The organism is Novosphingobium sp. NFX11 (assembly GCF_057376415.1).
Genome location: NZ_CP080385.1, coordinates 497777 through 511021, shown reverse-complemented (window position 1 = coordinate 511021; position 13245 = coordinate 497777). Strand labels below are relative to the sequence as shown.

At 64.4% G+C, this 13245-nt stretch carries 11 protein-coding genes and 2 pseudogenes; 9 read left to right on the top strand and 4 right to left on the bottom strand.

Annotated elements, in window-relative coordinates; genetic code table 11:
• Positions 1-33 precede the first annotated feature (33 nt).
• The 5 genes and pseudogenes from KZO24_RS20125 (at position 34) to KZO24_RS20105 (ending at position 4160) form a co-directional block, all read left to right on the top strand.
• A pseudogene (locus KZO24_RS20125) lies at positions 34-872 on the top strand (DODA-type extradiol aromatic ring-opening family dioxygenase).
• A gap of 69 nt (positions 873-941) precedes the next feature.
• Positions 942-1148, top strand: coding sequence for a hypothetical protein (locus tag KZO24_RS20120; RefSeq protein WP_271182815.1), 207 nt, complete (start codon positions 942-944; stop codon positions 1146-1148).
• Positions 1149-1150: 2 nt separating this feature from the next.
• Positions 1151-2497: an AtzE family amidohydrolase gene (locus KZO24_RS20115; protein ID WP_271183148.1), complete on the top strand. Its 1347-nt coding sequence runs from the start codon at positions 1151-1153 to the stop codon at positions 2495-2497.
• Between the two features lie 190 nt (positions 2498-2687).
• Positions 2688-3677, top strand: coding sequence for a sterol desaturase family protein (locus KZO24_RS20110; RefSeq protein WP_486487604.1), 990 nt, complete (start codon positions 2688-2690; stop codon positions 3675-3677).
• A gap of 12 nt (positions 3678-3689) precedes the next feature.
• Positions 3690-4160: a hypothetical protein gene (locus KZO24_RS20105; RefSeq protein ID WP_486487603.1), complete on the top strand. Its 471-nt coding sequence runs from the start codon at positions 3690-3692 to the stop codon at positions 4158-4160.
• Positions 4161-4166: 6 nt separating this feature from the next.
• On the opposite strand, the gene KZO24_RS20100 is transcribed toward KZO24_RS20105, so the two are convergent.
• Positions 4167-4778, bottom strand: coding sequence for an OmpA family protein (locus tag KZO24_RS20100; RefSeq protein ID WP_271182818.1), 612 nt, complete (start codon positions 4776-4778; stop codon positions 4167-4169).
• Positions 4775-6609 (bottom strand): annotated as a pseudogene (locus KZO24_RS20095) (cation:proton antiporter). Before KZO24_RS20095 ends, KZO24_RS20100 begins: the two are co-directional and overlap by 4 nt.
• Positions 6610-6688: 79 nt before the next feature.
• Here KZO24_RS20095 and KZO24_RS20090 point away from each other — a divergent pair.
• From KZO24_RS20090 to KZO24_RS20080, 3 genes are all read left to right on the top strand, one after another.
• Positions 6689-6961, top strand: a complete 273-nt coding sequence (locus tag KZO24_RS20090; RefSeq protein ID WP_271182820.1) for a hypothetical protein — start codon at positions 6689-6691, stop codon at positions 6959-6961.
• Positions 6962-7097: 136 nt separating this feature from the next.
• Entirely contained in the window at positions 7098-9392 is a 2295-nt protein-coding gene (locus tag KZO24_RS20085) for a TonB-dependent receptor (RefSeq protein ID WP_271182821.1), read from the top strand.
• A 163-nt stretch (positions 9393-9555) separates the two neighbouring features.
• Complete coding sequence (locus KZO24_RS20080; protein ID WP_486487602.1) at positions 9556-11196, top strand: Na+/H+ antiporter; 1641 nt, start codon at positions 9556-9558, stop codon at positions 11194-11196.
• Here KZO24_RS20080 and KZO24_RS20075 read toward each other — a convergent pair.
• Both KZO24_RS20075 and KZO24_RS20070 read right to left on the bottom strand, forming a co-directional pair.
• The gene (locus tag KZO24_RS20075) at positions 11180-11602 is read right to left on the bottom strand and encodes a DUF2520 domain-containing protein (protein WP_486487601.1); all 423 of its coding nucleotides are present in this window, start codon (positions 11600-11602) and stop codon (positions 11180-11182) included. The genes KZO24_RS20080 and KZO24_RS20075 overlap by 17 nt on opposite strands.
• A gap of 7 nt (positions 11603-11609) precedes the next feature.
• Positions 11610-12074, bottom strand: a complete 465-nt coding sequence (locus KZO24_RS20070) for an NAD(P)-binding domain-containing protein (protein ID WP_486487600.1) — start codon at positions 12072-12074, stop codon at positions 11610-11612.
• Between the two features lie 91 nt (positions 12075-12165).
• On the opposite strand from KZO24_RS20070, the gene KZO24_RS20065 reads away from it, so the two are divergent.
• Positions 12166-13044 (top strand): pirin family protein, encoded by an 879-nt coding sequence (locus KZO24_RS20065; protein WP_271182824.1) that lies wholly within the window; start codon positions 12166-12168, stop codon positions 13042-13044.
• Positions 13045-13245: the final 201 nt, after the last annotated feature.

Genomic DNA, 13245 nt, shown 5'->3' with positions numbered 1-13245 from the left:
GCCCGCGAGATCAACCAGGGACGATTCGCCAAGATGAATGCTCAGACGGCCGACATGACGGTTTCCTCGACGCAGATGCCCACCTTTTTCATTCCGCATGGAGGCGGTCCGTGCTTCTTCATCGACTGGTCGGTGATGGGCGGCCCCGCCGACACGTGGGACAAGACCGAGGCGTGGTTGCGCGCGCTCGTCTCGACACTCCCGGAAAAGCCGAAGGGTATCGTCGTGATCTCGGGGCATTGGGAGGAGTCGGCATTCACCGCATCTACCGCGGTAGAGCCGGGGATGATCTACGATTACTACGGATTCCCGCCGCATACTTACGAGCTGAAATACCCGGCGCCGGGCTCCCCGCGCTGGCGGAGCGCGTCGTGGAACTGCTGAAGGGTGCGGGCCTGCCCGCCCGCACCGATCCCGCCCGCGGCTTCGATCACGGTGTATTCGTACCCTTCCTGCTGGTCGATCCGGACGCTACGATCCCGGTCGTGCCGCTTTCGCTCAAGGCGGACCTCGATCCCGCCGAGCATATCGCCGCAGGCAAGGCGTTGGAGCCGCTGCGCGAGGAGGGCGTGCTGATCGTCGGCTCGGGCATGAGCTACCACAACATGCGCGGTTTCCGCACGCCGGCTGCGACCCGGCCCTCGGCGGTGTTCGACCAATGGCTGACGGGAGCGGTCGAAGCCACGCCCAAAGAGCGTGAAACGTTGCTTTCGCATTGGGCCGAGGCGCCTGCGGGCCGCCAGTCGCACCCGCGCGAGGAGCATCTGCTGCCGCTGATGGTAGCGGCCGGGGCGGGTGGGGTCTCGGCCGGACGCAAGGTGTTCGGTGACAACGTCATGATGGCGGACATCTCGGCCTATCGGTTCGGGTAAAGGCCCCCTTGCCGCTAGATCGCAAGACTGTAAGGGTGGCCCTTCGATCGATGGCGAGCGAGGGAGATCATGCTGGTGGCCGAAACGAGCGGAAAAGCGGCACCTCCGAGCGAGGGCAGCCTGCGCACGCGCATGGCCGAGGCGGGCGTTTCCGCTCCTGAGGAGTGCTTGCCGGGCGTCCTGTCCAACCTGATCGTCCTGCAGGACCACGTCGCCACCTTGCGCGCCTTTGCGCTCGATCCACGCAGTGCCAGCGCCATGCGGTTCGAGGCTTGAGCATGTCCCTCGCGCCGTTATCCGCTATCGTCATGGCCGCCAAGGTGCGCGGCGGCGACATCTCCGCCGTCCAATTGGCGACGCTGGCCTTCGAAAAAGCCGAGCAACTCGGCGGGGAGTGTAGCGGCTTTACGCGGCTGCTGCGACGGCGTGCGCTGGCGCGGGCGGCGGCGGTCGACAAGCTGGTCGAGGCTGGGCTCGATCCCGGCCCACTGGCAGGCGTGCCCTTCGGCGTGGCGGACCTGTTCGACGTGGCCGGAGAGATCACCACCGCAGGGTCGCGCACACGGCGCAATGCGGCGTTCGCCAGCCGTGACTCCAAGGCGATCGCGCTGCTCGAAGCAGCGGGCGCAGTGCTTGTCGGCACGCAGAACATGGACGAATTCGGCTACGGCTTCGTCACCATGAATGCCGAGTACGGCACGACGCGCAACCCCCACGATCCTTCGCGCGTCGCGGGCGGCGCGGCGGGCGGTTCGGCAGTGGCGGTGGCTACTGGCGTGGTCCCGCTCAGCCTTGCTTTCGACACCAATGGATCGCTGCGCGTGCCTGCGGGGCTGACCGGGGTAATCGGCCTCAAGCCCACTTACGGCGACCTACCGCGCGAAGGCATGTATCCTTTCGTGGAGAGCCTCGATGTCGTGGGCGTGCTCGGCCGCGATCTCGATGACGTGGCGCTGGTCCGCACGATCCTGCGCGAAGGCGCACCCGAGCGGCAGGAGCCCCTGCGCGGCGAGATTTCCTTCGGCCGCTTGATGAGTTGGTTCGACGACAACATTTCCGAAGAGATGCGCGGACCGCTCGATGCGTTCTGGAGCCGCCTCGGCCGCATCAGCTTCGAACTGCCCCATTCCGAGATTGCCCGCGCCGCCGCCTCGGTCATTATCGCGGCCGAGGGTGCCAGCCTGCACCGCCCCGCGCTGGAGGCCGACCCGATGCAATTCGAGCCCCCGGTGCGCGATCGCATGCTGGCAGGTCTGCTATTGCCGAGCGACGATTACCTTGCCGCGCAGCGTTTCCGGAGCTGGATTCAGGCGCGCCTGCGCCGCCAGTTCGAGCTGGCCGACGTCCTCTTCACCCCCGCCGCGCCGGGCTTCGCGCCGACCATTGCCGATCCGGTGATGACGTTCGAGGGCAAGACGATCCCGGCTCGCAGCCACCTCGGCATCTACACGCAGCCGATCAGCCTGATGGGGCTGCCCGCACTGGTGCTGCCGCTGGCGGGCGACTTCGCGATGCCGCTGGGCATCCAGTTGATCAGCGCGGCCGGACATGAGCCATTGCTCTTCCGCGCGGCGCGGCAACTGATCGACAAGGGCCTTTGCGCGGTGCCGCTCCCGCCCGAGTGATGGCCAGCGCAATGGGCGATGCGCGGGGCCGGAGCCCACTTGTATAGCGGAAGACGGCAGAAATCCGGATTTCGTGACATTATTTTTGCAGTGCACAAAGAGGGAATGGACAGCCGCAAAGGTTTGGTATTACCATATCAAAATTTAGTATTACCGGCGTGGGTGGTCGGGTATTACGAGGGCGGGTGATATGGACGGAGTTCGCGTAGGCAAGAGGCTGATCGGTACGCAGTCGCCGGTCACGGTGGGCTGGGAAAACATCCCGCGCGTAGAGGGCGGCCCGGTGAAACAGTTCGTCTTCACCTGGTTTCAGCCTGCAGTGCTGATCGCGTTGGTGACCTTCTGGCTCTGCGCACCCGATTCCATCGCCAAGGCCTCGACCGCGATCGGTATCGGGATCGGTTTTAAGGCGCTGCTTTATTGCCTCGAATGGGTGAACCCGCGCCACGACAGCTGGCGGCTTACCTGGAAGGAACTGGTCACCGACCTGTTCTACGTCGGCATAAGCTATACGCTGGTCAAGTATGCCGGCAAGCACATCGGCAGCGACGCCATGGTCGGGGCCATCCAGCATGCCTTCGACTGGGAGAAATTCTCATGGTTCAAGGAGATGCCGCTGCTTGTTCAGGCGTTCCTGATCTCCTTCATCTTTGATTTCGGGCAGTATTGGATGCATCGCGGGATGCACAACTGGTATCCGCTATGGCTCACCCATTCGGTCCATCACTACATCACGCAGCTCAACATCAACAAGGGTGCGGTCGAGAATCCGGTCGAATTGTTCCTGATCGGGCTGGGCATCGGCGGGTTCTTCGATTTCCTGCCGCGCGCGGCGCTGCTGGCCGGAGCGATCGGCATGGCGGTCGGCACGTACCAGCACATCAACGTGCGCTTCAACACGCCCCGCCTGTGGCGCTTCCTGTTCAACACCACCGAGCACCACAGCGTTCACCACTCGCAGGATTTCGAGGCGAGCCGCAGCAATTACGCGGGCACCTATATCTTCATCGACCGCATGTTCGGCACTTGTGTCGATGGCGAGGCGGAACTTCTCGGCATGGAAGGCGGCCGCCGCATGTCGATCCGCGAGCAGATGACCTACCCCTTCACCGAAGCCTGGAGGACCACGAAATCCGCCGTCCAGGTACGCTTCCAGCCCACCGCCGTCCCGGCCGAATAGGGAGACTTTCGCGTGGACCTTCCCTTAGTAGACCGGATCTGGCGCGTTCGGGGATCGCTGGCGCTCGAAGTGCGGCGCACGCCTCGGGACGCCTTCGCGCGCCTCGACCACTTGTTTCGCGCGGTCGGCACGACCTTCCGCATCGATGGCGATACACTGGCCTTCAGCAAGAAGGATCCGATCGCACAGGACCGGATGGCCATCTTCAACCACGGCGCGTTGTGGGTGGAGGATGACGGGCAAAGCGCCGAACTGCGCTACGACCTGAACAGCCCGACCTTGCGGCTCTGCTTCTTCCTGCCGTTCCTGTTCCTAGGCATCGCCTGGCTGCTTAAGGAGTCGCGCAATCCGGCCTTCGTCTTCGCTGGTATCTTCACGGTGCTCTACGTCGTTGGTCGGATTCTGGAGCCGTGGCTGATCCGATCGGCCTTCCGCAAGAGCCTTGCCGACGCGGAGTCCGTTGCCGAAACCGCGCCGGTCTGACCCGCTTTACTCCCTCTTCGCGGCCGGAGTTTCCTCGACCTGCGGCGGTGCGGGAAGATCGACCTTGATCTCCACCCGCCGGTTTTTCGCCCGGCCCTCCATATCGTCGGTGCCGTCGAGGTTCCGGTTCGGCGTGATCGGCCGCGCTTCGCCGAGGGCGATCACGGTGATGCGGTCGCGCGGCACGTTGTTCTTCACCAGATAGCCGCGCACGGCCTCGGCCCGGCGGCGCGAGGCGGCGAGGTTCTGCTCATCGGACCCCTTGGAATCGCTGTGACCCCAGATGGTGATCGGGCCGCCAGCCCGGAACGAAGGGTGCGTCATCAGATCGTCGATCATCGCGAGGCCCGCCGCGTCAGGCTCGGAACCCGTGGCGGGGAAGGGGACGACGATCGTTTCCGGCTGCAGCACCGGTGTTTCGCTAGGTTCGGGATCAATCTCCGCGCGGATGATCGACTTCTTTACCAACTCCGGCTCGACCGCGTCGGAGGCATCGGCCGCCGCTTCGCTCTGGTCGTCCTGCGGGGCCTTGCCGGGCTGGCAGGCGCTGACAGCAAGCCCGATCGCGGCGGCGGACAGCCAGTGCGCTGCGCCTTCCGGAAGTTTCAGTCCTCTCATGCGGTCGCCTCCTTTTTGTGGGGTTGGGCCGGGTTGTCGGGATCGGAATGGCGCGAGGGGCCGTAGGACACCACGATGTCCCCCGCCTGCGGCGTCGGCCTCGACGCATGGGTGAAGAAGCGGATACGGCCGTCCTTGCGGAGCACGAACAACATATCCGCCTCGTCCGGCAGCGAGGAGCGGGCATCGGTGAAGTCGAACTGCTCGCTGATCCGCGTCTTGCGGAAGGTCCAGCCCGCCGTCTCGCGCTCCATGATCTCCTCGACGCCGTGCCCGGCGGCGAACATCGCGCGTCCGCGCAGGGCTTCGGGGAGGCTGCGGTGGTCCTCGTCATCGCCGCTGCCGCCGAGCTGGTACACCGCATCGCGGCCAATCTCTGGCGCGAATTCGTTACAGACGAGGGCATTGTAGGCCTCGTTCTCCGTCGTCGCGACGAGCACCTGGAACTGCGTGAGGTCCAGCCGTTCCTCGGTCGTCTCGGCCAGGATCTCGCCGTGATAGGTGGCAATGCCCGCCTGTCGCGGTGCGGCGAGGCGCTGCCAGCTGGCGTCGGAAATCATCACCGGCAGGTCGAGCGACTTGAGCTGGCGGGCAAGCGACAGGCTCCACGGCGTGCTGCCGACGATCAGCAGCCCCTTCTGCGGCGCGCCCATGACGCCGAGCCAGCGCGCGACGTACCGGATGCTGAACCCGTGCGCCACGATCGTCGCCACCACCACGGAGAACGACAGCGTGACGAGGATGCTGCCATCGCCATATCCCAGTTGATCGAGGCGCAACGCGAACAGGCCGGAGACTGCGACCGCAACGACACCGCGCGGCGCGATCCACGCGACCAGCAACCGCTCATTCCACGGAATCTTGCTGAAGGCCAGCGCGACCAGCACCGTTGCCGGGCGGACGAGGAACAGCAGCGCGAGGAGGAAGGCGATGAAGCGCCACTCAAACAGGCGCAGCACCTCGAAGTTGAGCGACGCCGACAGGAGCACGAAGACGCCCGAAATGAGGAGGACGGTGACGTTCTCCTTGAACGGGTGAATGTCGCGCAGGGATCGAGGCGCATGTTGGCCACCGCGACGCCCATCACCGTCACGGCGAGCAGGCCGGTCTCCTGCTGGATCAGGTTGGAAAGCACGAATGTCCCGATCACCGCCACCAGCAGGACCGGGGCCTTGAGATATTCGGGCACGTGGCCGCGCGGGAAGGCCCAGGCGATCGCGCGCGCCGTGGCATAGCCGATGAGCCCGGCGACCACCGCCGCGCCCAGCAGCGCGGCGACGACCGAGAGCAGGGTGCCGCCTTCATCGACGCGGCGCAGGTACTCGTAAGTGATGACGGCGCAGAGCGCGCCGAAGGGATCGTTGACGATCGCTTCCCACTTGAGGATCGCGCGCGGGCGCGGGGCGACGTTGCTCTGGCGCAGCAGCGGGATCACCACCGTCGGCCCGGTCACCACGAGAATCCCCGCGAATAGGATCGCGACCGGCCAGACAAGGCCGGCCACGTAGTAGCAGGCGAGGGTGCCGAGCACCCAGCCCAGCGGGATGCCGATCAGCATGAGCCGGGTGACTGCGCCCTCGGTCTTGCGCAGTTCGCGGAAGTTCAGGCTGAGGCCGCCTTCGAACAGGATGAGCGCCACCGCCACCGAAACCATGGGTTCGAGAAGTTCGCCGAAAGTCCGTTCCGGCACGATCAGCCCGGTCACCGGCCCGGCAAGGACACCGGCGGCGAGCATGAGGGCGATGGCAGGCCAACCAGTACGCCAGGCGATCCACTGCGCGCCGATCCCGAGAATACCGATCAGCGCGAAGACGAGGGCTTGTTGCTCCATAGACAGGAGGTAACCGCTGAAGACCGCAAAAGTAACCGACGGAGGCAGTTTTTACCCGGCGGAGGCGCGACTTGCCAGCATGGCGGAGGCAGATCGACCGGCCGCGACGGCTGTGTCGCCAGATTGTCATCGCCATAACGCGGATCGCTGGCTGTCCGGTCTTGGTCTTACGGGACAGGCCTATGAAACGCATGAATTTCCGCATGACATCGGGATACCGGCTCTCGCGGCGACGCTGAGCATTGCGACCGATCATGGCGAGGTGTTGCGGGGCTTGGCGCTCGCCTGCGATGTTGATCCGGACGGCCGCCTTACCGATCTCGCGGAGATAATAAGGCATGAGAGGGACTGAAGCTGCCGCGATATTCTCCTCAATCAAAATCTTGCTGTAAGATTGCGATAAATTGCCACGTTGCTGAATTTTGTCCCTTGTTTTTCTCGCAAGTCATTAGCATTAGCAGCGCGCACAAAACATGAGGGATTCTCACGTGTCAAAGTCTCGCCTTCGCCTATCATCGGCGCGAGTTGCGCCTGCCTATCTTGCGCTTTCGTGCGTCGGGTTCGCTGCCGCTCCGGCGTTCGCACAGGATGCCGAAGGCGACCCCGCTGCGCGGAGTCTTGGCGGCGTGACTGTTTCCGACACCGCGATCGAAGAAACTCCGTACCGCACGCCCAAGGCAGACTCGCCCAAGTACACCGCGCCGCTGCTCGATACGCCCAAAACGGTCATCGTCGTGCCGTCGCAAGTGATCCAGGACACCGGCTCGACGACGTTCGTGGAAGCGCTGCGCACTGTGCCGGGTATCACCTTCGGTGCAGGCGAAGGTGGCAACCCACAGGGCGATCGTCCACTGATCCGCGGTTTCGATGCTCAGGGCAGCACGTATATCGATGGAGTACGCAGCGTCGGCGGGCAGTCGCGCGAAATCTTCGCCATCGAGCAGATCGAGGTCGTCAAGGGCAGCGATTCCACCATGGGCGGTCGTGGCAGCGCCGGAGGCAGCCTGAACCTCGTCAGCAAGATGCCTCATCTCGGCACCACCGCACAGGCCGATCTCAGCTACGGCACTGACGACTACAAGCGTGCAACCATCGATGCGAACTACCAACTCGGCGACATGGCGGCGGTGCGGATCAACGGCATGTGGCACGATGCCGACGTCGCCAAGCGCGACGTGGTGACCTACAACCGCTGGGGCATCTCCCCTTCGGCAGCTCTCGGGCTGGGCACCTCGACCCGCGCCTTCATCAACTACTATCACATGCAGAGCGACGACATCCCCGATCCGGGCATCCCGTTCGAGCGTACTGCCGCGCAGGTGACCTCCACCAGCCAGTTGAATATCCAGCCTGCCGACGTCAAGCGCAGCACCTTCTACGGGTTGGCCAACCGCGACTTCCGCAAGACCAACACCGATGAACTGCTGATGCGCGCCGAGCACGATCTGTCCGATACGATCCGCCTGCGCGCGACCGGCAAATATGCCAACGTCAAGCAGTCCTACATCATCACCCAGCCCGACGACAGCCAGGGCAACGTCCAGAACGGCCTCGTCTGGCGCCGCGCCAACACGCGCTGGAGCGACGTGGACTCGATGGTCGGCCAGCTCGATCTGTCGGGCAAGTTCACGACCGGCGGCATCGAGCACTCGTTCTCGACCGGCTTCGAGAGCAGCTGGGAGCAGTCCAAGCGCGGCACTTACAACGTCAGCACCAACGTCACTGCGGTCAACACGGGAACCGGACGCTGCAGCGCTGCACAGCAGGCGGCTTACAACTGCACCAGCCTGACCAACCCCAACCCCTACGATCCGTGGCAGAACATATCTTCCGACGGGACCACGATCGTGCCCATCGCGAAGAGCGCTGCCAGCGCCAAGACGGAAGCGACGACTTACGCGCTTTACGCAGCCGATACGGTGACCATCACCGACTTCCTGCTGCTCAACCTGGGCGCGCGCTACGACTGGTACGACACGACCGCGACAACGCTGACCACTGGCGTTGCCCTGAGCAACAAGGAGCACTTCTTCAACTACCAGGCCGGCCTCGTGCTCAAGCCCAAGGAGAATGGCAGCGTCTACGTTTCGATCGCCAAGTCCTCCACGCCTGCCGGCAGCATGCTGGGCGAAGGGTCGGAAGGTAACGCCCTCGCTGCGGGGCTCGATCTGAAGGCCGAAGTGACCAAGTCCTATGAGATCGGCACGAAGTGGTCGTTCTTCGATGACGCATTCGGCCTTAACCTCGCGCTGTTCAAGACCGATACGGACAATGCCCGCATCACCGACAACAGCGTGGTGGTGTTCCAGGGCAAGCGCAACATCAAGGGCGTCGAAGTGGGCTTCAACGGCAAGCCGCTGTCATTCTGGAGCGTCTTCGGCGGCTATACCTACATGGACTCGGAGATCGGCTTTGCCGGCACCGGCAATGTCAACAACGGCAAGGCGTTCCCGAATACGCCTAAGCACAGCTTCACCGCATGGAATACCTTCGAGATTCCCGGCGGCTATCAGATCGGCGGCGGCGCGATCTACAACTCGAAGCAGTACGGCGGCTACGGCACGGTTATTCTCAACAGCGTGACCTATGACGTTACCCGCTCGATTCCCAGCTACTGGCGCTTCGACGCAATGGCGTCGGCTCGCATCACCGACAACATCTCGCTGCGGGCCAACGTCCAGAACCTCACCAACAAGAAGTATTACGACAAGACCTACTCGACCCACTTCGCGACTATCGCACCAGGCCGTTCGGCCTTCGCGACGCTGTCGCTGAAGTACTGATCGATCCGGTGAAGTCGCAGGCGCCCGCTCCCTTCAGGGGCGGGCGCTGCTGCGTCCGGACGATACATGCAGAACCGAATTTAATTGCTTTTTTGCAATTAGTGGGTTGCCCCTCGGGCGACCTGCCTCCTAGACTGCACGGGTAGTCATATGGAGTGAGGTTTTGGAGACAGTTTCGATCGTACTTTTTCTGCTGCTGGCGGTCGTCGTCAGTGGCGCCGTTGCGAGGATGATGCCGTTCTCGATACCTACGCCGCTGGTCCAGATCGTGCTGGGCGGCGTGATCGGAATGTCCACTTCGCATCGGGTCGAACTCGATCCGGAACTGTTCCTTTTCCTGTTCCTGCCACCGCTGTTGTTCCTTGACGGGTGGCGCATCCCCAAGGACGAACTGTTCAAGGATGCGTCCACCGTGGTGGAGCTTGCCCTTGGGCTCGTGCTCATGACCGTGATCGGAATGGGTTTCCTGATCCACTGGATGATCCCGGCGATGCCGCTCGCGGTGGCCTTTGCGCTCGCCGCAGTCGTCTCGCCGACCGATCCGATCGCAGTTTCGGCCATCGCCGCCCGCGTGCCGATTCCGAAGCGCATGATGCACATCCTCGAGGGTGAATCGCTGCTCAACGATGCCTCCGGCCTCGTCTGTCTGCGCTTCGCGGTTGCCGCGGCTTTGACCGGCACCTTCTCGGCCGGCAGCGCGACGCTCAACTTTCTGTGGGTGGCGGGCGGCGGCCTTGCCATCGGCGTCGTGGTGACGCTGGCGGTGACCCGCGTGAAGGCCTGGGTGACGAAGCGCTGGGGTGAGGACACCGGCTCCCAGATTCTCGTCAGCCTGCTGATCCCCTTCGGCTCCTACCTGCTGGCTGAGCATTTCCACGCTTCCGGCATTCTCGCGGCAGTCAGTGCGGGCGTGACGATGACGTATGCGGAGATTTCGCGGCAGGCGCTCGCGGTCACCCGCATGCGTCGCAATTCGGTTTGGGATATGATCCAGTTCACCCTGAACGGCATCATCTTCGTGCTGCTTGGCGAGCAGATGCCGGGCATCCTTGCCGGTGCGCGCCAGACCGTTGCAGTGACCGGGCATAGCGAGGCGTGGTGGCTTGCGATCTATACCCTTGCGATCGTCGCAGGCCTTGCGACCTTGCGCTTCGTATGGGTGTGGGCATCGCTCAAGCTGACGATCCTGCGCAAGGCCAAGCGGGCCGTGGGCGTGCAGACGCCCGACTGGCGCCTGATCGCCGCGACCTCGGTGGCGGGCGTACGCGGCGCCATTACGCTCGCCGGTGTATTGACCCTGCCGCTGACGCTGAACGATGGAACGCCGTTCCCGACCCGCGATCTGGCGATCTTCCTGGCGGCCGGTGTGATCGTGGTTTCGCTGGTCCTGGCAAGTATCGCTTTGCCGTTTCTGCTGAAGGGGCTTGCCATGCCACCCGAACCGGCCCGTCAGGCGGAGGAGGATTCTACCAGGATTGCCGTTGCGGAAGCCGCGATCCAGGCCATAGAGCGGCATCAGCATGCCCTTGCCGAAACTCATGGCGAGGCCGACATCTTCGCCGATGCCGGCGGCCAGGTGATGACCCTCTACCGCGAGCGTATCGAGGGCCTGAGCGAGCGCCAGTCGGCCGAGGCCCGGACCGGCGACAGGCTGCTGCGCGATTTCCGCCTCGTCGGCGTCCGCGCGGAAAGGGCGGCGCTGTCGCAGATGCTGCGTGGGCGTAGCATCAGCAGCGAGACGGCTCGCAAGCTCACGCGCGAACTCGACTTGTCCGAAGCCCGCTTTTCTAGCGGGGCGGCGTAAGCCTGTCGGGGGCGAGCAGCTTCTCCAGTTCCTTGCCCGCTGGCTGGCGTCGCTCGCCCAAGGCATCAAGTGTGGCAAGCGCCATGGCTCGGTAGGGCGCCATCAACGCGGGGTCGTCGGTGGCGATGGCGCGAAAGTGGCGGGCCACGGTTCCTGCGTCGCCCCGCAGGACCGGGCCGGAGAGTGCTGCCATGCCCTTGCTCAGACTGTTCTCGAGTGCGGCACGGGCGAGCGGGGCAAGAAAGTGACCCGGCCGGTCGATGCCCGCCCGCCGCAAGGCATCGCTTGAGCCGGCAATGAGGGTGACCAGATGATTGGCCGCATGGCACAAGGCAGCATGGTATAGCGGCCGGTGCTCTTCGGCGACCTCGACGCCGGTTCCGCCAAGCGCGCGGACGAGCGCCATCCCTGCATCAGTGGCGGCCGCACTTGAGTCCCGTCACTGCGAAGTGAGCCTGTGCCATGCGCGCGACCTCGGTATGCGGGTCGCCGGTAAATGTCATTGCCGGGTGGACCGCCGCGGTCCGGGCGCCGATGGCCTCCAGGCAGGACAGGGGAGCCGTCCCGCTGCCGCCGCTGAGATGGCAGACGAAAGGGACTGCGGGCAGGGGCAATTGCGCCAGGTCGGCGGCCAGCGGCGCGATCGCGTCGTCGGCAACGGCGATGACGATGGCATCGCAGCTCGTGGCCAGAGCCTGCAGGTCTTCGGCGGCCTCGCATGGCCCAACTTCCCGCATCATATCGATGGTGCGGGCAGGGGTGCGCCCCCATATCAGCAAGGGCTGATGCGAACGATCGCGCAGCCCCAGCGCAAAGGCGCGCGCGACGCGCCCGGTTCCGATGATGCCGATGCGTTCGGCGATGGACGTGACAGTCATGACGGCTGCCTAGCGCGTCGCTTCGCAAGTTGCACGACCTTGGGCAATCCCGCATAGCTGGCCGGGCAAGGAAACAAACGGGCGAGACGACATGATCGAGATGGTGATCGAGCAACGGCGGCGTAGCCTTGGCGGCGGTCTGGACGTAGGACGGGTGCTGCCTTTCGCCAAGCGTCGCATGGTCGGGCCGTTCGTGTTCTTCGATCATATGGGGCCGCTTGACGTGGCGGCCGGCGCGGACCGCAGCCTTGATGTGCGACCGCACCCGCACATTGGGCTGTCGACGGTGACGTACCTGTTTTCCGGAGAGATCGTTCACCGCGACAGCGTCGGTTCGCATCAGGCGATCCGCCCGCAGGAAGTGAACTGGATGACCGCAGGCAGCGGGATCACGCATAGCGAACGCTTCGAAAAGGCGCGCGCTGTCGGTGACCATCTCCACGGCATCCAGGCCTGGGTGGCCTTGCCGGAAGGCGACGAGGAGGTCGCGCCCTCGTTCTCCCATCACGCCGGTGCCGACCTTCCGCAATGGAGCGAAGCCGGAGTTCGCGGCCAACTCATTGCCGGCAGCGCCTATGGCCTGACCGCAGGGGCTCGAACGCATTCGCCGCTGTTCTATGCGCATCTCGACCTCGATGCGGGTGCTAGGGCGGAAGTGCCTTCGGATCATGCCGAGCGGGCGGTCTATGTCGCCACCGGAGCCGTCGAAGTCGACGGCACGCGGTACGAGGCGGGTCAGATGCTGATCCTGGGCGCCGACGTATCCAGCATCGTCGCCGTGACCGGATCGACGGTAATGGTGCTGGGCGGCGAACCGGTCGGCGAACGTTTCCTGTACTGGAACTTCGTTTCATCTTCCAAAGACCGCCTCCGGCAAGCGGCGGAGGACTGGAAGGCAGGTCGCATGAAGCTTCCGGACGCGGACGATCAGGAGTTCATTCCGCTGCCGGATGACCCGTTCCTGAAGTAGTTGGCCCTGAAACCGCAGACGATGGCCTGATCCGGGTGCCTGCGGCTCATTCCGGAACACCGGGGGTTCCAATATGCCGCACCGCACCTATATAGGGCGTTCCGGTACGCCCGCGTTACGATGGACGGCCCTTGGACGGGAGAGCCCCATTCGTCCGTAACCCGGAAAGCTGAACATGTATTTTCTCGCCCGCTGCCCCCT